Here is a 22,869-nt window from a genome sequence, read left to right as displayed (position 1 = left end):
GAGAAGAGCCCGTTACGTAAGTGACGGGCTTTTTGCTATCTGGAATTTGATAAAATACATATAGCGAAATGGCCCCACATGATCCCATTCCGAACTCAGAAGTGACCGCTCTTAGACATCCTGTCTTCGCGGAATTAGTGCATCCATGCACTTCAACGTGTTAGCGCCGGTGGTAAAGAGCGTGTGGGTGTTCTTCTCTTTTATGTGAGAGTAGGACACCGTTCCTGCACATCCATGTGCTCACGGCATTAGTGCATCCATGCACGTCATTGCTAGGCTTCTATTTAGAGAAACCCGTAGCTAACGCTACGGGTTTTTTGCTTTCTGTCGTTTGAAAAACAAAAATATAGCTATCAGTTTTGAGCTGTCAGCTGTCAGCTGTCAGTTTCAAGACTAAAGTCACTTATAGATCTTTACTGAAAGCTGACAGCTTATAACTTACAGCTTTGACTAAAGTCACTTATAGATCTTTACTGACAGCTTAGAACTTACAGCTTTGACTAAAGTCACTTATAGACCTTTACTGAAAGCTGACAGCTTAGAACTTACAGCTTTGACTAAAGTCACTTATAGATCTTTACTGAAAGCTGACAGCTTATAACTTACAGCTAACGTCTCCCTTCTACCTCTTTCAGATATTAATAATGTATAAAATTGTATTTTATCTTATTTAAACCTACGCAAATGGTGTCTGGCGAAGTAAAATAAGAAAAACAAAGTATTATATTTAAATTTATATGATAAACAGCCAACTTACTCAAGCACCTTTGATTAACTCCGATATAAAAATTGCCATTATTGGTGGTGGAGTTGCAGGCTCAACTATTGCCTTGCGTTTCGCAGAGTTAGGGATAGACACTACGTTAATTGAGAAAGGACAAAGTTTGGTTAACGGACCTCCATTTTGTCATTTACATGCTGGTGGCAATTTATATCGTGAAATTTCAGATCAACAGTGCTTAACACTTTTAGAGCAGTCGATAGATTCAATCAAGGTTTACCCACATAGTATTAATTATCGTCCTACTATAATTGCTTTACCAAAAAATGATCACGGTGAAGTTGCTGATCTTTTACCACGCTTACAAAAAATTAGTCAACATTATGCTAAATTAATAGCCGAAGATCTCAGTAACAAAGTCTTGGGTGAACCAGAAAATTATTTCTTATCATTTGACCGTAATACATTAGAGGGTCTTAAAAATGAAAAACTGCCTAAGCAGGCTAAATGTTTTCAAGACTGGTTGGTCGCATTTGCTCAACAAGTTGACTTAGATAAGTTGAAATATCCCGTACTTTTAGTTCAAGAGTATGGTTGGTCAGCTTTTCGTTTAGCCGCCATTGCAGCAATTGCGATTGAGAAGCTTCCTCGCTGTCATCTAAAGCTCGATAGTAAAGTATTTAATATTACTCAATTGCTTGAAAATGAGAAATGGCAGGTAAGTTATGTGGATAATAAAAGTGGCAGTAAAATTAGCTCTGATTTTGATTACATTATTAATGCCTGCGGTTTTAAAAGTGGTGAAATCGATGACATGCTTCAAGCTAAACGACAACGTATGGTCGAATTTAAAGCCGCGTATGTAGCTCATTGGCCTCAGTGTGAAGGACTATGGCCAGAAGTTGTTTTCTACGGTGAACGCGGCACACCTAATGGTATGGCTCAGTTGACCCCATATCAAAATGGTTACTTTCAACTACATGGCATGACACAAGATATTACTTTGTTTGAGAAAGGCCTTGTGGCAAGTAACGACGAAAGTGCACAACCATTATTAGCTAAGCGTTTTATTAATAAAATTGATCAAGATTGGCCTTTAGCATTAATAAACGACAGAACACTAGGTTCTATTGAGCACCTTGCTCGTTATATTACTAATTTTAGCCAAGCAAGTGTTGCCGCTAAACCTATGTTCGGTGCTCAACAAATTCCTGGAGATGACGCTACTTTGCGTGCTGCCGATGTTTCGTTTCACGGCAAACACTATGCGCGAACTGAAATAGTAAAAGCCTCTTCGGCGCTAGCTGCAGCAGATGCTATTTTACAAAACTTACAAGATGTTGGTTTAGTGAGCAAACAACCGTTAGGGGAATACCTACAAAAACATTATTTCCCCGTTACTTTAGAATGTACTGAAACCGAAGTCACTAACCTTGCTGTAAAACTTGCTTGTCAAAGGAACTACCCAGAAGAGTTAGCAAAAAACTTTATGTAATAATGGCAGTAGTTCAGGGAATGTGTCTAAACACCAGTCAGGCTTAAAAACGCTAATATCTTCTCCATAGTTATAACCATAAGTTAAACCTATACTTTGCATATTTGCGGCTCTAGCTGCAATAATATCGTTTTTAGAATCACCAATCATTATGCATTGGTCTACTGTTACGTCTAATACTTTGCAAGCATGTAGCAATGGAAGCGGGTGTGGTTTGCGCTCGGTTAAACTGTTACCACCCACTAATAATTCGAATAGCCCAGTTAGATCGTACCCAGCAATAATAGGTGTAATAAATTCGGCGGGTTTATTGGTAATAATTGCTAATCGATAGCCTTTGCCTTTTAACGCAATGAGTGTTTCTTTGACGCCTTTATATAATAAAGACTCACTACAAAGGTTGCGTTCGTAATACTTTAAAAATGTCGCTAATGCGCTACTTATTTCCGCTTCACTGAATGTTTTATTAAGAACATTATGCTTAATGGAATGCTGTAAAGCACGCTCAACTAAGGTTCTAGCACCATTACCTACCCAGCCGCGAATAACTTCCTGTGAGAACTCTTTTAAATTGAGTGTTACTAACATATGGTTTACTGCTTTTGCTAGATCTGGTGCGCTGTCAAGCAATGTTCCATCTAGATCGAATAACAGTACAGTTTTATTGTTTTGTTTCATCTGTACATTCCTGGAATTTTATAAGGTGTTGTATGTGTGTAATAAATTTATGTGGATTGAGTTCGAGCTTTTAGATTACTTTCTTTTATTGCCAAAACAGACACTTAAAAAGTGAAAGGGTAGTAAATACCTGCTCAGCTTAATACTTTAAAAACTATATTAACACTTTGGCGAAACCTTGAAGTAATTTTTTTTAGAGTGGGGCAAGTTAATCACGAAGAATGAAGTTTCTTAGTTCGTTTGTACTTATTCTATAACGCATTATAAGCACGGGTTCATTATCTTAGCCGGTATGAGGATAAAGATATAGCAAGTTGCTTTTTAATTTTGCCCAGGAAATTTGGTGCTATTAATGCTGATAACAGTATATCAAGAGGACAATTCATATTTCATTTAAGCTTTTGTATATAAACCTAAAGGTGAAGTAGATAAGCTTTGTTGTTATAAAGTTATATATTTAAATTTAAGCCAAAAAAAGGGAAAGCACAAAGTACTTTCCCTAATTACTACACTAGTTGGGTTCTAGTTATATCCCACTTATGGGTTATAAGTTACATCTAAGCTAACGCCGCTTGCAGCAGAATAGCCATAAATACCTATATGCCATGTATCAGCTGCTGGGTTAGTAAATGCACAAGCCTCTGTGTTGCCACTTTTATATGGGCGACAATCATAAGTTGATGTTGTTGGTTTAGCACCGCGACGAATATACAAGTCAGCATCTCCTGAACCACCACTCATATTAAAATCAAGTGTCGACATACCCGCTGGGATATCAACTGTATAGTAAGTCCAAGCACGACGTGCAACTGTAATGTCTGTTACAGATGCACTACCACCTGTAGCTGTGCCACCACCCGTTGAAGGCTCAGTAAAACTACCTGTTAAGTTAACACCAGAAAACGCGGAATAACCGATAACTTTTACGTGGTATGTTCCTGCTTGTGCCGTTGCAATTGGACAAGATTCAGCATTACCACCTTTGTATGGACGACAGTCATAACTTGATGTTGTAGGAGCAGAACCAAACTTAACATAAAGGTCAGCATCACCAGTACCACCAGCCATATCAAAGTTTAATGCTGTGGCACCTGCTGGTACTTCCATTGTAAAACTTAATTGTTGTGAAGCTGAGCCTGCTAAATTTGTTTTAGCCACGCCGTTGGCTAACACATTACCATTTGATGGTGGCGGTGTTGTTCCACCACAACTTGAAGCTAACGAGTCTGATGCAGCTTTTGCTTGAACTAAACCAAAACCAGTTTTATCGTCACGGCCAGCTGTACCTAAATCAATCGCGGTAGATTTTAATGCATTACGAACTTCTGTCGCAGTACAGCTTGGATTATTACTCCAAACAATTGCCGCTACACCCGCAACATGAGGGGTCGCCATTGATGTACCGTTGTAATAAGCATAATCCTGATCACCTACAACGTTCAAGTTAGCATTTGTACCAAGCTGTCCCATAAGTTGTAAACCTAAGTCACGATTTACTGATACAGTAGGAACAGTTACGTCAGTATTTGCATCAACTAAGAATGGGTTTTGAAGACCAGGACGAGCACTGTTACTGTAAACAATTACCCCAGAGGCACCAGCATCAGCACAAGCTTTTGCAGGGTTTATTTCCGGGTAGTTACTCCCTTTTTGGTTATCATTACGCTCAGCTAGACAAATGTTACCTGATACGTTTGAACAGCTATAGCTGCTACCTGAAAGTGTACAAGCGGCTAAAACGCCATTGGCTGAGCTATTAACGTTACTTACCGTAAAGCTACCACCACTTTGAATATAATGAGTTTGTGGTACAACTTCATCATTACCATATGTTGTAGAGCCTAGTGTGATGTAACCTAAACGGCCATCACCCGCAACGGTAGATAGAATTGCTTCACCGGGAGCTGAAATTTCAACTTGAGAGGTATACTGAGAGAACTCTGCATGTTGACGACCTTGGTCAAGTGCGCCTACCGCCATTACTGAATCGTAAGAAGCAGGGTAAGACAATGTAGCATCACCGTCGTTACCTGATGCTGCAATTAATAAAACACCCGCATCAGCTGCTGCCTGTAATGAATTACGTTCAGCGTTACTTGAACCTGCACCACCTAAACTCATATTGATAACTTTGGCGCCGTTATCTACACAAGTATCAACCGCATCAACTAATTCACCCGTGTAACCCCAGCCTGCAGCGTTAAATACTTTAACAATATGCAAGTTAACATTAGTGTTAGGCATAATACCCACAACACCTTCTGAGTTATTTACAGCTGCAATAGTACCAGCAACATGCGTACCGTGAGAGCCCCCATTTTGGTACCAGTTTCCTGTACCTGAATTGTTAGTACCTGATGCATTGTTAGCATTTAAATCTGGATTAGCACGTTCGTAACCTGAATCGATAACACAAACTGTCATGTTGGCAGCATCATCATCAGACAACAGGTCTGATTGCGTGTCAGCAATACCCCAAGGTTGATTTTGCGCCATTAAGTAACGTTTTAAATCTGGTTCAGCAAACTCAACATCTGCATGGCTGTTCAGCTCAAGCACCATAGCTTTTACATCATTAATATGTTTTTGTTTACCTAAGGAAATAATATGGCGGCCATTTTTAAGTTTCTTTAAATGCTTTAGGCTATGGCCAGCTTTTTTCGCTAAACCTTTTGGTAATACTTTTTCTGATGCAAAGCCACTTAATGCTTGTGCTTCGAAACCATTTTTATATTTAACAATTATGCGATCAGTGAAATTATGGTTTTGATATTTTTGATCTTCACGCCATTGGCTAAAATCTGCGTTTACGGCTGTTAGGGTGTTAACAGCACTTACAGGTGTAAGGTGTATTTCTTCTGCTTGAAAAGTTTGCGCGTTGCTCGTTGCAGCAATTATAGAAAGTGATAAAACACTTAACCCTAATATTTTGTTATTTCTCATCTAAAGGTAACTCCCATTATTTTTACGCTGAATCTAGTAACTAAATACCACATCGGACGTATTGTTTTTTTCGTAGGATGATTAATCATCGAAATTAAGCATGGCTTTTTCAAAGTAATGAAAATAGCAATTAAAAGACTTTTTTTGATAAATTTACGACAAGCGCTAATATTGATTATTTTTTTAGTTTACTGTTTTATATGGTTTAAATTTTTATTTGTCGTCTTTATGTGAAAAAAAGTCGTATTTTTGCTAGAGGCATTTTGAGTTGCTGATAGTATCGAGGAAAGTTTAAAGCGAACATTTTAAACCTTAAAAGTAACCAGTGTTAGTTAGCATGATATATAGCCGGATGAACTTAAAATACATATAAATTCAACCTCTATTATCGTAATGCCAAGCGCTACTGGTTTTATGATTAAGAAAATATCCAACTTTTTAGTTAGGATGGATATTTTTGTTTACTCAACATGAAAAACAAATACATATATCTAGTTAAAAGTTATTAAGTGGTGTGATAATGTTTACAAATCGCTTTATATGAAGCGATTAAATAGAGTGATATCGACATAACTTCAGTCGTTGTTAGTTATTGTAAATAAATATAGTTATTCACCTTACTGTTTTTAAATAAAGCTTTATAAGATGTAACGGGCAAAGGGGATTAAAATGTCGTTCACTTCGAACCAAAATAAGATAAGAAATTTTTCAATTGTTGCAGGTGTGTTTACCTTAGCAATGGTCATAGGTTTTAAATCGGTAGCTAATACCGATGAAACATCAAAATCATATATCATCAGTGCAAAGAATTTTTCTGTATTAAAAGGTAATTTAAAAGCATTAGGTGTGATACCAACACATGAGTTAAAAATTATTGACTCTGTGGCTGTTGATTTAACTGATGAACAACTAAGTAGCTTACAACAAAAGCAAACGGTAACAATAAATACTAACCATAAAGTTAAGTTAAATGGACAAACTTATGGTCAACGTAGATGGCAACCTAAGTCGGTTGTAACTGAACAAGTAGATGCTACCTATGTTCATCAAACTGGTAACTTTGGAGAAGGCGTAACCATAGGCTTTTTAGATACTGGCCTTGAGCATTTATCTGGTTTATCAACTGACTTATATGGTCGAGATAAAGCGTGGGGCACATATGATGCGATAAATGATACGGTCAGTAACCATGGTATTGAAGAAAGTGGGCACGGTACACATGTCGCTAGTATTGCAGTAAATAGTGATTACGATAGTTACGGACAAATATATGGTGTTGCGCCAAATGCTGCTCATGTTGGCATAAAAGCTTTTGACGCTGAAGGTAAAGCAACATATGCAGACGTTATACGTGGCATTAGTTGGGCATTGGATGTTAAAGAGCAAATAAATTTACGTATCTTAAATATGTCATTTAGTGGCCCTGTTCGTTCGAATTACTGGGAAGATCCATTAAACAAAGCGGTAATGAAAGCTTGGCAAGCTGGCGTAGTTGTTGTTGCATCAGCCGGCAATAAAGGCTCTGCACCAATGACAATAGGTGTTCCAGGGAATGTACCTTATATCATTACTGTTGGTGCAATGACAGATAACTATACTGCTTTTAATTATAATGATGATAAAGTAGCTACATTTAGTTCTGCTGGCCCAACTCCAGAGGGGTTTGTTAAGCCAGATATTATAGCTCCTGGTGGTCATGTTTCAGGGTTAATGGCTTTTGACTCACAAATTGTTAGCGAACATCCTGAATATCATGATGGTGGGCGTTATTTTGAAATGTCGGGAACGTCACAAGCTGCGGCTGTAGTTTCAGGTGTTGTTGCTTTAATGTTAACTGATAACCCTGAATTAACGCCAGATCAAGTTAAATGTAAGTTAATGGATAGTGCTTATAGCGCAGATAATCAAGACGGCAGTATGCGTTATAGTGTATTTCAGCAAGGTGCAGGCTTAGTAAGTGCTTATTATGCAATAGAGAGCTCAGCATTAAACTGTGCTAATAATACGCTAGATATTGCAAAAGACTTAAGTGATGAAGAGCATTTTTATGGTCCGGTAAATATTAACCAAGATGGTGACTTTTATGTTGAAGGGTTAGGACCTGACTTTATTTGGAAACTTGACCAAGAACAACTTAATGGTGATGCGTTAATTTGGAAAATGGGTTTTAATGATCCTAATATGGCAGCTCAATCAAATGCTTCCACAAGCGCGTTAATCTGGAAGATGGACTTTGAAACAGACGCTTTAATTTGGAAGATGAGTCTTGAATCAGATGCATTAATTTGGAAGATGAACTTTGATACTAACCAAGTAACGACAATCAACGTTAATAATTGGGTAGAGCCTCAATAATTCTATAACTTAAAAGACCATTATTCTCTAAGATAGTGGTCTTTATGCTTCAATATCAAAATCACTCCCCCATTTCATATTTTAAATTAGGTAGCTTATCTCATTGTGAAAAATATATTTTTGTTTCTTTATATGCTCTGCTTCAGCTGCTTAGTTGCCTCACAAGACATTAAGATGTTTAAAGGCTTTGGTGTTGATAACCCAATGTCATATAAGTTTGTCCGTACTATTGCTCAAGATAAAAATGGCTTTATGTGGTTTGGATCTTCTGAAGGACTATCTCGGTTCGATGGCCATAACTTTATAAGCTTTCATCATGATAATGACTTATCAAACTCATTAAGTTCAGATGTTGTTAGTCGAATTATCATAGATAAAGAAGAAAAATTATGGGTAGCAACATTTGGCGGAGGCTTAAATCTTTACCGTGAAAGTAGCCAAGATTTTCTTAGGTTCGATACAAAAACTAAAGCAACACCATTAACTAATGATACTGTAAATGCATTGTTTGATGATAGTGAAGGAAAAATTTGGATTGGTACTGAGAATGGTTTAAATATTTTATCAAATAATAACAATGTATGGTCAATAAAGCATATAAAGAAGGATTTGGGAAATACCAAGAGCCTCACTCATAATACTATTCATGCAATAATTGAAACCAAAGAACAAGAGGTATGGGTTGGGACAAATGGCGGTGGAGTTTCAATTTTTGATATTAATGGCAACTTTATAAAGTCACTAGAAAGTACTAAACCTAATGTAAAGTCAAATTCTATTCAATTTATAAATTCACTCTTTTATGATGAGGCAGGGGCTGTTTGGATTGGTACAGTAGAAAGTGGGGTATTGAAATTTAATTTAAATTTAAATACATACCAACACTATATGTTTGATGAATCTGATCTTAATTCTGTGCTAAGTAATACGATTGAAAAAATTTATCGAGATAGCCAAGGTAATATTTGGATAGCAACAGATAAAGGGCTATTAATATATGATGAAAATAATGATAACTTTCAAAGGTATAGACACTCTGCAAGTAATCCGCATAGTTTAAGTAATGATTTTGTTTTTACGCTGTTTGAGGATAGTAACAATATTATGTGGATTGGAACTTTCACTGGCGTAAATCGGTGGGATCCTAATATGACAACATTCAGTCAATTCAGTACTCAGACTTCAAGTGAGCTGAAAAATAATAACATCACAAGCTTTGCGCAACTTGATCAAGCTACTATATATTTTAGTACTTATAGCGGAGGTATTTATCAATTATCAATCAATAATAATAAAATAACACCAGCCTCATTTAATGACGATTTTACTAACTTTCGCGTGATGACCCTTTTTGAAGATGAAGGCACGTTATGGGTAGGAACGCGTTCTTCAGGTCTCTTTTCAGTTGATGTAAAAAACAATACTATAAAATCGTATCTACATGATGCAAAAAATCCATCTTCAATATCTGCAAATAGCATTACAGATATAATAAAAGATAGCGCGGGTAACTTATGGATATCAACATTCCATCGAGGAGTAAATAGACTGAACTCTAACGGCTCATTTACACGTTTTGAGTTAAATATTGATGAGCCTAAAAAGGGACCAAGTAGTAATCATGTTCTACAACTTTTAGAAGATGTTAGAGGAGATATTTGGTTAGCTACATTTGGTGGCGGTTTAAGTTTATATAGTCCTGATCAAGACTCGTTTACTCATATTAAACATGATGACAACAATCCAAATAGCATATCGAGTGATCTAGCTTGGATTATATTTGAAGATAGAGAGCTTAATATTTGGGTGGGTACTCAAGCGTCTGGTATGAATATAATATCGAGTCAAAACTTAAACTCTAAAAATTATACATTTAGACAATTAAATGCCAAGCATGGCATGAAAAGCATGGCTGTTTACGGTATTACCCAAGATCTTTCCGATAATATTTGGTTTAGTACAAGTAAAGGTATATCACGATACTCTTTAGCTGAGGAGAGTTTTAAACATTTTGATTTAACGCATGGTTTAGTTGATCTTGAATATACCCATTCATCAGTTTTATTAGGTCAGGATAACACTTTATATTTTGGTGCTGGAAAAGGAATTAGTGCTGTAAACCCAAATAAAATAAATATAAGTCAGGCAGCCCCTAAAGTTCATCTGACTAATATTTTAAACTTAAATGAGCCAATTAGCGTTGAAGGATCTATTTCTAATTTATCTGAATTAACTTTAGAGTATTACGATCGACTAATTTCCTTTGAATATGTTGGGCTTAATTACTCTAACCCTGAATCCACAAAATATAAATATCGATTACTTGGCTTCGATCAGGAATGGATAGACGCAGGAAAATCACGGCGTGTTACCTATACAAACTTACCTGCAGGTATTTTTCAATTACAAATAATTGCAGGTAATAGTGATAATGTCTGGAGCAATCCGGGCTATTCATTGGATATAACAGTAAAACCTGCACCTTGGAACACCTGGTGGGCTTATATTCTATACACTTCAATTGTTGCTTTAGCGTTACTGCTTTACTCTCGAATGTTAAATCGTAAGCTAGTTGTAGAGCAACAACAAAAACTTTACTTAGAGCAACAAGTGCACGAAAAAACTGAGAAATTCACCTCTAAAAACTTAGAGTTAGCGCAGGCGAATAAACAGTTAGAAAAAGCGGCTATTGTCGATAAAGTTACGGGTGTAAAGAGTCGTCGCTATTTAGATATCTATATTGAACAGACTAGCCAGCTTATGCACCAGATGCATCAAAATCTATTACCTGTGCAAAGAGAAATGCTGCCAAGACTTTATATTCTAATGGTACGAATTAAAAGTGATGAAGCTGTGAATAATAGTCAATTAATTAATTTAACGGATTTATTACATTACAGTAGAAACAATGATGATCTCGTTATTCGTTGGTCGAGCGATACTTTTGCGGTAATTGGATACGAAAAAGGGAATAATGCTAATGAACTCGCTGCACGTTTATCTGTTAGGTTAAATAGCGTGGTTAATATAGATGGGATTACAACTTTTAATATGGCTTATTCGTTCTTTCCATTTAGTCGAGAAAACCCGCTGCATTTGTCTTGGGATCAAATTAGCGTGATGATTGAACAAGCTTTAAATTATACAGATGAGAATAAACAGCTTTCATGGTTAGGCTTATGTGGGCCTAAATCAAAGTCTTTAGATTATCTACAATTAATGCAGCAAAGTAGTTTTGAAAACTTAAAAGAACAGATAATAATTAAGTCAGGCTTAACTTGATAAAGGTGGTTCTGTTTTCTGACTTTGTTGATATTGCTTAGGCGTACAGTTAAACATCTCTTTAAAACAACGGCCGAAGTAAGTTTGTGATGAAAAGCCAACATCAAGTGCTATACGGCCAATTTGAGAGCCATTTTTTAATAGCACTTTTGCTCTTTTAAGTCGAAACTCTTTAATATAATTATTAGGAGTTATACCTATTAAGGCTTTGATTTTACGTTGTAGCTGGCGCTCACTCATTGCCATTTTGGCGGAGAGTTTTATGATATCTAAGTCAGTGTCAGTATAAACTACAGCAGTGATAGCTTCTAATTTTTCTAAAAACTTACGATCAAGCGTAATGTCTTCTTCGCTTGTTTGCGCCAACTCAGCTGCATTTTCAAAGCTATTAACTTTCCTATTTTTTTGCAGATCTTTATTAAAATGTTGTAAATAACTTTTTTGAAGTTTATCTCTGCCAGTAATTAAATTGCCAATGCGAGTTAACAACTCTTGATGGTTAAATGGCTTACTTAAATATTCATCGGCTTGTAGGTTTAAACCAAGTAATCTACTGTCTAAATCAGAGCGAGCTGTTAATAATATAACAGGTATATGTGAAGTTAATTCGTGACTTTTTAGTTGCTTTAACACAGCAAAACCGTCAATGCCTGTAAGCATAATATCGCAGACAATTACATCGGGTATGTATTCTTGGGCAAGTGTTAGTCCTAACTCTCCGCTGCCGGCGAGTAAGGTGTGATGCTGTTGTTCAATAACTTGTTTTATATGACTTTGCATGTCTAAGTTATCTTCAATTACCAATACCACTTTCTGACTATGCTTTCGAGTATTATTAAGAGGCGTACTAGACTCTACAAGTAAAGCTGCTACCTCTGTTTGCGATATACTCACAGGCGCCGACATTTCTTGTTTAATTGGCGTTGCACATGGAATAGTTAACGAAAACTTGCTGCCTTTACCATAATCACTAACAACGCTTATTTGCCAATTATGTGCTTTTACTAACTCGTTTACTAATGATAAGCCAATACCTACACCAAAGACGCCTTGATTTTTTTCGTCATCGGCTCTATGAAAACGTTCAAAAATTTTGTCTTGTGATTTAATATCAATACCTATGCCGGTATCAATAATATCGAGAGTAAAGTTATCGCTATTACGATGAGCAATAACTTGAATGTTGCCTCCGCTAGGGGTGTATTTAATGGCATTGGTAATCAAGTTAAAAATAATTTTTTCAAACGCCTGCGCATCACAATCAAGCCATATATTTTCAGGAATATCACAGTGTAAATGCAAGTTTTTTTGTGTAGCTAAGCGACTGAATGAATCGGCGGGCATAGACATAAGAGTATGCAAACGGTATGTGGCAAGTGTTAGTTGCGGATTATCAGACAATCTAGACAACTCAAGAAGTTGCTCAACCATACGAACTAAACGCAGGCCGTTTCTTTTTGCCGCTTTTAACTCTTGTCCCTCCTCTTCAGAATGTGACTTCATTAAGTAGCGGTCTAAAATACCATTAATAATGGTTAACGGTGTTCTAAATTCATGCGAAATGTTTGCGATGAATTTATCTTTTAAATCTAAAGCTTGTTGTTCAGCAAGCTTACGAGCCGTGAGGTTGATGAATGTAATAACGACTAAGGGCTGCTCTTCTCTTTCTGCCCATTGTAACTCTGCTTGCACAGGAAATTGTGTATTATCTTTTCGTGTTGCCATGCACTCAACTGAAATACCGCTATCCTTGCGCTGTAAGGTATAAACATTACTTTTGAAGTCAAAAAAGTAATGCATTTGGTCGTCTGCTGAGAAAAATTCATTTACCCGAGTACCAATAATTTCTCGCTCTAAACACTGAAATAATTGCACTGCTGCCGGATTGGCAGATAATATCTTACCTTCAGTTGTCGTCGTTAAAATAGCATTACTAGATACATTAACAATCGCTTTATCTTCGCTATTAAGTAAGCTTTTAGTGAGTTGTTGGTTAAGGTTTACTAATGACTGCTGCACAGTATTTTGAAAAACAATTTGTTGTTGTTGTTTTTTATTTAAACGATGATTTCGATAATTTATTGAGCTTAGTAACACCAAGGCTATGGTTAACCAAATACCAATTAATAGTGATTGCAGATATGAATCAATATGGTAGTGCAAGTTTAATTCTATGCCGGCTAAATGCATCAAAATAGCACAGGCAATCAATAATATAAGATATAACTCAGATAAAGACGCTGGGCTTGTTTCAGATGGCGGCTCTGTTAACGCTAGAGAGTTATTAGCAGCAAAAATTAGAGCACAATAAGGCAGTAGAATGAGAAGTGTATGGAGATATAAAGGGAAGTATGCTGGTTCCCAATAAGTCATGTAATGAGCACAATGTTCAAGCAGCATGGCTCCTGCACCTATACTCAACACACTATAGATTTTGCGCCAAAATTTACTTTTGCACTGATAACTGTTTACAACTAATCGAATAAATATAAGGGCAGCGATTAATAAATGAAACAATTCAGCAGAAGCCGTTTTATCCGAGGTGCTAGCGGCAAACTCAATGGGTAGTAAAACCAAGTAACTAAAGCAAATAAGTGTGAAAAGTATTGCGGCAACCCGGCTACTGATATTCTTTGATACCTTAGCTTCGGTGATATGAGGGGTAGTTTCAATCGCAAGTAAAACAAAAAAATAGCAGAATAAAGTAAATAACTCACGCAAAAGCAAGTTGTTTTCTACAAGGTAAAAACTAAATAATAAATTTGAGGCTAATGATGATACAAGTGCGAGTGTAATAAATTGCCAAAACAGTTTAAGTGCTTTGGTTTTAATTTTTATATAACTAAAAATAACAAAACCGACACTGAGTACTTGAAGTAAAAGCAAAGGTCCTTTTTCTAGCCATGTATGACTATTAGGAATAACATCATGCATTAAGAAATAGGGCAATGAAAAAACAATGAGGCATAATGTTAAAAGTAATTTTCTTTTTTTTATTCGCAAATTTATAACCTAATGGCTTTTGTTACCATGTCAAAAATATGATGGGTATTTAATATACCTTCTTACAAATAGTATACCTTATGTTAATTTTTTGTGAATCATTGTGATTGAATCAAACGAAATAAGCGTTTATTAAAGACATCAGTAGCTTTTAGGCTTACTAAATGTGTTACTTTATTGCGCTGTTTAACGACTTATATTGTTTGCCGTTAGGCAGAGTAGGCGCAAAAATATAATGCTTAGGAATGTGCATTTGAGATCAACGTATATTAAAGTTTTTCACTTGTGATATCGGTTCAGCGTTTATTAGTGCGCTCGAACCTAATTGCGCGTAAAGCAAAGCAGCCGTTGAAATATAATCCCCAGAGACACGTTTAAATAAAATAACGCGCTAAGAAAATTAAATATTTATATTTAACGTGAGTAAAATTCAATATATGCACACTTTGAAAAGCCGCTCAATTTGGCGAAACGACGATGAATTAACACGCCAACATCGACCATAAGAGCACTGTTTACAACAAGCCTTATTGTAGTTTTGCAGGTTATGGCGTGCTACCCGTGTTTAAAAGCGTTGGCAAAACACCGCTTTGAAAAGAATTAAAATACCATTTTTTCGTTACGAGTCTTTTCGTTAGGAGTATATGTTGCCATTGTTTTCAAGTTCGGTTAAATAAATTCGTGTCATTAACTCAAGTTGATGATAATTAGGCAACATGTGTTCGCACAGCTTATAAAAAGCCTTGTTGTGTTGTTTTTCTTTAATGTGAGCTAACTCATGCACTAGGATCATTTGCAATAATGCTTCTGGTGCTTTCTTAAATACACTACCAATTCTGATTTCGTTTTTACTTTTTAGTTTATTGCCTTGCACTCGCGAAACATAAGTATGTAGACCAAGAGCATTATTAATAATATGAATTTTATCATCGTATTTAACTTGGCTCAGTGGTGCTGATTGTTTTAAATACTGCTGTTTATATGTTAAACAATATTGTCGTAAAGCCTTGTCAGTAGTAACACTATGTGGCTTAGGGAAGTGATTAAGTAAATAAGTTTTGAGCTTGTTTTCAACAATCAGCGTACGCACTTGCTGTTGTATGTCTTGTGAGTAATGAGAAAGGTACTTTAATGAAGTGGTCATTTTGTTTTTCTGTTTCATTAGCTTGCTGAGCAGTATATGGATAAACAAGTATTAATTTAATACGCAATTACTCGCAAATTATAAATGAAAATAGCGATAGTGATAATCGCTATTTTCATTTTTGGCTAAGTATATACATTAAAAGCTTGGTCGATTAACTTTTTCTCTTTAAATACCTTTATTCTGATGAATGGGTATATTTCTGATAAAAATTAATTAAGCCAGATGTTGAACTATCATGTTCTGCGCTAATATTGCCCGAGGATAATTCTTCTTGAATATTATTGGCTAAACCTTTTCCTAATTCTACACCCCACTGATCGAACGAACATATTTGTAAAATAATGCCTTGGACAAAAATTTTATGCTCGTACATAGCGATTAAACTGCCTAATGAATGAGGAGATATACGTTTCATTAAAATGGTATTGGTGGGGCGGTTACCTTTGTGCACTTTGTGTGGGGCAACTTTATCAATGTAGTCTTGCGAACGGCCTTTAGCTTTTAAATCTGCTCTAACTTGAGTCTCGTTAACCCCTTGCATAAGAGCCTGGGTTTGCGCAAAAAAGTTTGCCATTAAGGTTTCGTGATGACCCTGTACCGGTGTAACGCTTTCAACAGAGCCAATAAAATCTGCAGGTACAACATTATTACTTTGATGTAAGTATTGGTAAAAAGCATGTTGACCATTAATACCTAGTTCACCCCAAATAGACGGTACAGTAGGGTATGAAATAGAGTCCCCATCCCAAGAAACAGATTTACCGTTACTTTCCATTTCCGCCTGTTGTAAATAGGCTGACAACATATGTAAAGATTGATCATAAGGCAAAATTGCTTGGGATTGCGCACCTAAAAAAGTACAGTTCCACACACTTAATAATGCCAAAATAACCGGTGCATTTTCTGCTAAGGGCTTATTACAAAAATGTTGATCAATCTCATGTGCACCTTCAAGTAACTCTATGAAACGCTCAAAGCCTAAATCAATGGCAATAGGTAAACCAATAGCTGACCAAAGTGAGAAACGACCACCAACCCAGTCCCACATATCAAATATGTTTTCTTGTGCAATACCAAACTCAGTGGCATTTTTTTTATTCGAAGATACTGCGACAAAGTGCTGTGCAATGGCTGATTGATCGAAAGAAGATGATACTAACCACTTCATTGCGGTTCTAGCGTTGGTCATTGTTTCGGTGGTAGTAAAAGTTTTACTTGAAACAATAAAGAGCGTTTTTTCTGGGCTTAAAGGCCTGAGTACATTAGCGATTTGTGTGCCATCAACGTTAGAAATATAATGTACATTTACGCTGTTATCACTGTATTGATCGAGTGCTTCAGTGACCATTTGCGGGCCTAAGTTTGAACCGCCAACGCCAATATTTACCACATCAGTAATACGTTTACCTGAATAACCACTCCATAAACCTTGGCGAACTTTTTCACTAAAGATTTTCATTTTATCTAGCGCTGCTCGCACATCGATATTAATGTCTTCACCATCAAGCATTATCGGTTTATTGCTGCGATTTCGTAACGCTGTATGCAATACTGCGCGATCTTCAGTGCGATTAATGCGTTCACCACTAAACATTTTTTCTCGCCAAGCTTCCACATCACATTCTTTGGCTAAATCAAACAGCATATCCATTGTAGATGTCGATATAAGATTTTTTGAATAATCTAAGAGAAAAGGTGCAAGTTGAATAGAGAATTGCTCAAACCGGTTTGGGTTTTGTTTAAATAACTCACTCATATGTTGAGATTTCATCTCAAGTGCGTGATTTTGAAGTTTCTGCCAGCTAGGTAATGAGGTTCTGTCGTGCATTAGATATCCATTGTAATTAAGTTAATTATTATTGTTTGCTTAACGGCTATATTGAGCTAAATATAGTTTAGTAAAATTTTATAGCGCTGTTAAATAATAGAAGGTTAAGCTCGATAACATACTCGTACTATAACTCACTATTTACTATATTTAGCTCACTGGCTAATAATTAATTAGTATAGATAACTAGATAATGGTTATGTAAAGATGTAGATTTAAGTTACTGTATTAAAACAGGTAAATTTTATTGTGAAATTATAATGAAAATGTTTTTATCATGAAATGTTACAGTCAGGGTTACAAAAATCTACTCATAGGTTTTTTAGAGAAATACTTTTATTTTGAAAAAGTGATGAGTGAAAATGATTACTAATTTAATGGCATGAATAGCTGTTTTGAATAATATTAACACTATCATTATTTTCTATAACGATAATGTCATTAATCGGTTGAAGTCGCCGCTTTAAATACAGCCATTAAATTATCAACAAAAGCAATATTGTTTTGATTTGATGCCGCTATTGTTATACCAAATGGTGCGTAATGAAGAGTGTTAGCTAATTCATCTGATGTTAATCCGACTTTGCGTAATGATAAACGATTGGCCAATATTTCTTTTTCAATGCGAAAGCGAATGCTATTTTTAATAGAAATCTCTTCTTCTTGGATCAGATCTTTACAAAATGCTTGACCCGCATGTAGTAAATTTGATCTAACTAAGCTACTAGATACATCATTAAAAAGGCCCTCGCAAAGTTGAATAGTAAGTTCTTTTGTTTCCTGCCAAAAATTAGTTTCTGATTTTTTGTATTCTTCTACTAAAACGTTGTGCTGTTGAAAGTGTTGCTCTACAACGGCTCTAAATAATAACTCTTTCGACTGAAATTGTTTATGAATTGTCACTCGAGATATGCCAGCGTAGCGACTCACCATAGATATATTTGCAGTGTCATAGCCATGTTGAAAAAAACATTCCATTGCAGTATTTAATATTTTCTCAGTCGTACTTGGCAAAACTTATGCTCTTTCTAAATAATTTTTCCTATACTAACGTTAGTGGTGAGATTAAACAACAGGTTTACACTAGTTGTTAATGTGTAAACCTGTGCTATGATATGTTCACTTTTTTTAAATTAATTTATATTTTGAGGTTAACGTGAATCGAATTTTTATACTTGCCGCCGTTTTTGTACTGCAAGCTTGTTCTGAGTCAACGGAAGTAAAGCAAGAAGTTGCACCTGTTGTAGTACAACTTTCGAGCGCTCAAGTAACAAGTTTAGCTAATAATTATGAGTTTCCTGCGTTTGTTTCTGCAGTAAAAAACGTAGATTTAAAATTTGAGGTTTCAGGGCGTTTAATCTTTGAAAACTTAATTGAAGGAAGCAAAGTTAAAAAAGGACAAATTCTAGCTAAAATTGACCCTAAACCTTTTCAGCGTAAAGTAGAAGAGAGTAGGATTCGACATGAAGATGCTCAGCGAAATTTAAAACGAATTAAAGATGTTTTTGAAAAAAATGTTGCTTCTCAACAAGATTATGATGACGCAAAGTCACAATTTTCAATTACTAAAATTGCACTTGAAAATGCAGAGCAAGACTTAAGCTATTGCACCATTAGAGCACCGTTCGATGCTGTTGTAGGTGCTAGGTATATTGAAAATGACAGCTTAATTCGTTCTGGCGACTCGCTTGCTAATTTACAAGACAGGTCGGAACTCTACTTTACTTTTGAAGTGCCTGAACGAATTATGACCGCTAATGTTGGTAATCGAGATGTTAAAGCCTCTGCACACATAATTGGCCAAGAAGACAATGTTTACGATATACACTATGTTGAACATAAAACCACGCCTGATCCTATAACACAAACTTACGGTGTAACCTTTGCGTTAAAAGGAGAAGTGGCTAACGCTTTCTATCCTGGTTCGCGCGCTATTGTGAATATTATGCCTAACAACAACTCAGAAAGTGCCTTGCTTGTGCCATTAAGTGCTTTAGTGGGGAATAGCGATGCTGGTTTTAGTGTATGGCGCCTAAATGAACAAGACAGTAAACTAACGCAAGTGAAAGTAAAAGTTTCTAAATTACACGGTGAGTATGCTTTACTCTCCTCTGGTATTAAAGCTGGTGATAAAGTTGTTTCTGCTGCGGTAGGTCAAATGCGTGAAGGGTTATTAGTCAGAGAATATAAGGCGACGTATTAAGATGGATATAGCACGTTATTCTTTAACTAAACCAATTAATATTTGGCTCATGTCAATTTGTTTTATTATTGGTGGCATTGTTGCCATGAGTAAAATAGGACGTTTAGAAGATCCCGCATTTACCATAAAGCAGGCGGTTATTTTTACCTATTATCCCGGGGCAAGTGCTGAACAAGTTGAGAAGGAAGTTACAGAGCAGCTTGAAATCGCTCTACAACAAATGTGGCAGTTAGATATTTTAACATCGGTGAGTAAGCCGGGTTTTTCTCGAATTACTATGGAAATTCAACCTTATATTGACGGGCCATTGTTACCTCAAATATGGGATGAATTACGTAAGCGATTAAGAGATATTGAACGAGATTTACCGCTTGGGGCTAGTCCACCTGTAGTTATAGACGACTTCGGTGACGTTTACGGTATTTATTATGCTTTATCGGCGCCTGACTTTAGCGAAGATCAAATGCGAGAGTTTTCTCGTATAATTCGTCGAGAAGTTTTAACGGTCGATGGTGTAGCTAAAGTACAAGTGGGGGGCATTTTAGAAGAAGAAATTGTCGCTACTATTGATAGCTATCAAATATCAGGGCTAGGTATATCCTTTCCTGAGCTTCAGCAAGTTCTCGCCAGTAACCTGAAACCTTTTAGCGGTGGTAGGCTATATGTTGGTGACAAACAAATTAGAATACCGATTGAAAGCTCAACCAATAAAATAGAAGAAATCGAAAATTTATCCATTGTTGTACCCGGTAAAAATGCCTCGATAAAAATTAAAGATATTGCCACCTTAACCTTACAGCCAGTGGAAATTCCAAGTGGTTTAAAACGTTTTAATGGTGATAGTGCGGTTACACTTGCCATCTCTGCGCAAAATGATATCAACATTGTAGATGTTGGTCATAAAATTGATGATAAGTTAGCTGAAGTCTTAGCAAAACTTCCTACAGGTATTAATGTTTCAACAATCTATAACCAAGCAAAGATTGTAGATGAGTCTGTCGACGGCTTTATATTGAATCTTGAAGTATCCGTTGTGGTTGTAACTCTCGCCCTGTGTTTATTTATGGGCTGGCGTTCAGGTGTTGTTGTTGGTGGAACATTGCTCATTACCGTTTTAGGCACAGTATTAATTATGTGGCTATACAACCTTCAACTGGAGCGAATTTCTTTAGGGGCAATGGTTATCGCTATGGGTATGCTGGTTGATAACGCTATTGTTGTCGCAGAAGGGATGATGCTGAGAATGGAGAAAGGTAAGTCAGCCATGGAGTCTGCTAGCTTTATTGTTAAGCGTACTCAGTGGCCACTGCTTGGCGCTACTATCATCGGTATTGCTGCATTTTCTGGCATTGGTTTATCTGATGATGCGACTGGTGAGTTCTTATTCTCATTATTTGCAGTGGTACTTATTTCTTTAATGCTTAGTTGGATCCTTGCTGTAACGTTAACGCCATTACTGGGTAAGTATTTTTATAAAGTTGGAGATAAAGAAGGTGCAGAAGAATCACATTCTTTATTCCATAAAGCTTATTTAGTGGTTTTACGTAATGCATTACATTGGCGCGGAGTTACCTTAGCTCTTTTGGTTATTATTACTATTGGTGCTTACGCGAGTTTTGGGTTTATTAAACAAGGCTTTTTCCCACCTTCGAATACACCAATATTTTTTATTCACTATTGGGGACCACAAGACTCAGATATTCGGGCAACCGAAACTCATATGAAGGCTGCTGAGCAGTTAATCCTCGACACGCAAGGCATTGAATCTTTAGCCACGTTTATAGGTGAAAGTTCAGAGCGCTTTACGCTGGTATTTGCTCCTGAGTTACCTAACGAAAGTTATGGTTTGTTTTTAGTTCGTGCAGAAAATGCAGCTGATATACCTCAGTTAGCGCAAGGAATCTCAGCTAAATTACAACAAGCTAATCCCAAGGTTAACTTTTACGCTGAAATTATGCAGTTCGGTCCTGGTGCTGGCGCCAAAATACAGGCGAGATTTTCAGGTGAAGACCCCGCTATTTTAAGAGAGATCGCAGAGCAAGCAAAAGCAATATACTTTGACGATGGAAAAATCAGGGATATTCGCGATGATTGGCGCGATAAAGGCATTGTTTTAGCACCAGAATATGATGATATCGCAGCGGGTATTGCGGGGGTTTCTAGAAGCGACTTTAGTCAGGCAATAAAGTTCTATACCGATGGCTTACAAATTGGGCAATTACAAGATGGCGATTACCTTTATCCTATCATTGCTCGAAATAGCAATACAAGCTCAGATCAACTAGTTGCTTTGGAAAACAGCTTAGTGTGGAGTAGTAGTCAAAGAACTTATATACCTTTTAAACAAGTCAGTGGGAAAATGAATTTTTCAAGTGAAGAACTACTGATAAATCGACGAGATCGGGTGCGTACTATAACGGTTAAAGCTGAAGCTGGCTTCAATGAAACAACCGGGGAAGCCTTTAATCGTACACAAGTAAAAATTGAAGCGATTCCTTTGCCAACAGGTTACAAACTTGAATGGGGTGGAGAATTTGAATCGGCAGGTAAAGCACAAGCTGCTTTAGGGCAAGGTTTACCGCTTGGCTTTTTAGTAATGTTTATTATCAGTGTGTTACTGTTCGGTAGAGCAAGACAACCTATTATTATTTGGTTAATTGTTCCTATGGCTGTCGTCGGTGTTGTAGCCGGATTATTAATCGCAGACTTACCATTTGGCTTTATGTCTTTACTTGGGTTTTTAAGCTTGTTTGGCATGTTGATTAAAAATGCCATTGTATTACTCGAAGAAATAGACTTACAAATTCAAGAAGGTAAAGATAAGGCCGTTGCTATTGTTGAAGCAAGTCTCAGTCGTTTAAGGCCGGTTTCATTGGCTGCTATTACCACTATTTTAGGGGTAATGCCTTTAATACTTGACCCATTTTTTGCTGATATGTCAGTAACCATAATGGGAGGCTTAGCTTTTGCGACCGTTTTAACTATGATTGCGGTACCTGTGCTGTATAGTATTTTCTATAAAATCAGAGTTGAGAAAGTTTAATTTTATTGATTTATCATCATTAAATAACTCTACACTCTCTAAATCAATAAACGAGCCATGTTAAGGCTCGTTTTTTTATCCCAAAAAAGTATTTTCGTCTGTGTTAATGAATTAAGGGAATTCCTACTCAAGCCTAATTTAATTTTGATAATGTTATTCGTTTCAATACAC

11 protein-coding genes are annotated in these 22,869 nt (G+C 36.4%); 5 read left to right on the top strand and 6 right to left on the bottom strand.

Going from position 1 to position 22,869, the window contains the following annotated elements; translation table 11 throughout:
• The first annotated feature begins 737 nt into the window (after positions 1-737).
• A complete protein-coding gene (locus tag AC27H3_RS11635; RefSeq protein ID WP_487106392.1) occupies positions 738-2,216 on the top strand; it encodes an FAD-dependent oxidoreductase in 1,479 nt (492 codons plus the stop codon).
• On the opposite strand, the gene AC27H3_RS11630 is transcribed toward AC27H3_RS11635, so the two are convergent.
• Together AC27H3_RS11630 and AC27H3_RS11625 are read right to left on the bottom strand one after the other, a co-directional pair.
• Positions 2,196-2,894, bottom strand: a complete 699-nt coding sequence (locus tag AC27H3_RS11630) for a phosphoglycolate phosphatase (protein WP_487106391.1) — start codon at positions 2,892-2,894, stop codon at positions 2,196-2,198. The two genes, AC27H3_RS11635 and AC27H3_RS11630, sit on opposite strands and share 21 nt — an antisense overlap.
• Before the next feature lie 537 nt (positions 2,895-3,431).
• Positions 3,432-5,837 (bottom strand): S8 family serine peptidase, encoded by a 2,406-nt coding sequence (locus AC27H3_RS11625; RefSeq protein WP_487106390.1) that lies wholly within the window; start codon positions 5,835-5,837, stop codon positions 3,432-3,434.
• Positions 5,838-6,506: 669 nt separating this feature from the next.
• Between AC27H3_RS11625 and AC27H3_RS11620 the strand changes: the two genes are divergently transcribed.
• Together AC27H3_RS11620 and AC27H3_RS11615 are read left to right on the top strand one after the other, a co-directional pair.
• Entirely contained in the window at positions 6,507-8,192 is a 1,686-nt protein-coding gene (locus AC27H3_RS11620; RefSeq protein ID WP_487106388.1) for a S8 family peptidase, read from the top strand.
• A 174-nt stretch (positions 8,193-8,366) separates the two neighbouring features.
• Positions 8,367-11,474 carry a two-component regulator propeller domain-containing protein gene (locus AC27H3_RS11615; RefSeq protein ID WP_487106386.1) on the top strand — a complete coding sequence of 1,036 codons (3,108 nt, stop codon included), beginning with the start codon at positions 8,367-8,369 and terminating at the stop codon, positions 11,472-11,474.
• Here the strand turns inward: AC27H3_RS11615 and AC27H3_RS11610 are convergent.
• From AC27H3_RS11610 to AC27H3_RS11595, 4 genes are all read right to left on the bottom strand, one after another.
• Positions 11,466-14,477, bottom strand: coding sequence for an ATP-binding protein (locus tag AC27H3_RS11610; protein WP_487106384.1), 3,012 nt, complete (start codon positions 14,475-14,477; stop codon positions 11,466-11,468). The two genes, AC27H3_RS11615 and AC27H3_RS11610, sit on opposite strands and share 9 nt — an antisense overlap.
• A 634-nt stretch (positions 14,478-15,111) precedes the next feature.
• Positions 15,112-15,621: a YgjP-like metallopeptidase domain-containing protein gene (locus AC27H3_RS11605; RefSeq protein WP_487106382.1), complete on the bottom strand. Its 510-nt coding sequence runs from the start codon at positions 15,619-15,621 to the stop codon at positions 15,112-15,114.
• Between the two features lie 178 nt (positions 15,622-15,799).
• A complete protein-coding gene (gene pgi, locus AC27H3_RS11600; RefSeq protein ID WP_487106380.1) occupies positions 15,800-17,452 on the bottom strand; it encodes a glucose-6-phosphate isomerase in 1,653 nt (550 codons plus the stop codon).
• A 441-nt stretch (positions 17,453-17,893) separates the two neighbouring features.
• A complete protein-coding gene (locus AC27H3_RS11595) occupies positions 17,894-18,466 on the bottom strand; it encodes a TetR/AcrR family transcriptional regulator (RefSeq protein ID WP_487106378.1) in 573 nt (190 codons plus the stop codon).
• A gap of 142 nt (positions 18,467-18,608) precedes the next feature.
• On the opposite strand from AC27H3_RS11595, the gene AC27H3_RS11590 reads away from it, so the two are divergent.
• Both AC27H3_RS11590 and AC27H3_RS11585 read left to right on the top strand, forming a co-directional pair.
• Positions 18,609-19,655: an efflux RND transporter periplasmic adaptor subunit gene (locus AC27H3_RS11590; protein ID WP_487106376.1), complete on the top strand. Its 1,047-nt coding sequence runs from the start codon at positions 18,609-18,611 to the stop codon at positions 19,653-19,655.
• Position 19,656: 1 nt separating this feature from the next.
• Positions 19,657-22,698 (top strand): efflux RND transporter permease subunit, encoded by a 3,042-nt coding sequence (locus tag AC27H3_RS11585; RefSeq protein WP_487106374.1) that lies wholly within the window; start codon positions 19,657-19,659, stop codon positions 22,696-22,698.
• Positions 22,699-22,869: the final 171 nt, after the last annotated feature.

It is taken from the genome of Colwellia sp. NW0002-52-1, from assembly GCF_057550865.1.
The sequence above is the reverse complement of the archived record's forward strand: the minus strand, read 5'-3'. Positions and strand labels throughout refer to the sequence as shown.

Bases quoted from the DNA above. Each gene is read 5' to 3' on its own strand.
- AC27H3_RS11635 (WP_487106392.1), top strand. From the start codon at position 738: ATGATAAACAGCCAACTTACTCAAGCACCTTTGATTAACTCCGATATA.
- AC27H3_RS11630 (WP_487106391.1), bottom strand. From the start codon at position 2,894: ATGAAACAAAACAATAAAACTGTACTGTTATTCGATCTAGATGGAACA.
- AC27H3_RS11625 (WP_487106390.1), bottom strand. From the start codon at position 5,837: ATGAGAAATAACAAAATATTAGGGTTAAGTGTTTTATCACTTTCTATA.
- AC27H3_RS11620 (WP_487106388.1), top strand. From the start codon at position 6,507: ATGTCGTTCACTTCGAACCAAAATAAGATAAGAAATTTTTCAATTGTT.
- AC27H3_RS11615 (WP_487106386.1), top strand. From the start codon at position 8,367: ATGTTTAAAGGCTTTGGTGTTGATAACCCAATGTCATATAAGTTTGTC.
- AC27H3_RS11605 (WP_487106382.1), bottom strand. From the start codon at position 15,621: ATGACCACTTCATTAAAGTACCTTTCTCATTACTCACAAGACATACAA.
- pgi (WP_487106380.1), bottom strand. From the start codon at position 17,452: ATGCACGACAGAACCTCATTACCTAGCTGGCAGAAACTTCAAAATCAC.
- AC27H3_RS11585 (WP_487106374.1), top strand. From the start codon at position 19,657: ATGGATATAGCACGTTATTCTTTAACTAAACCAATTAATATTTGGCTC.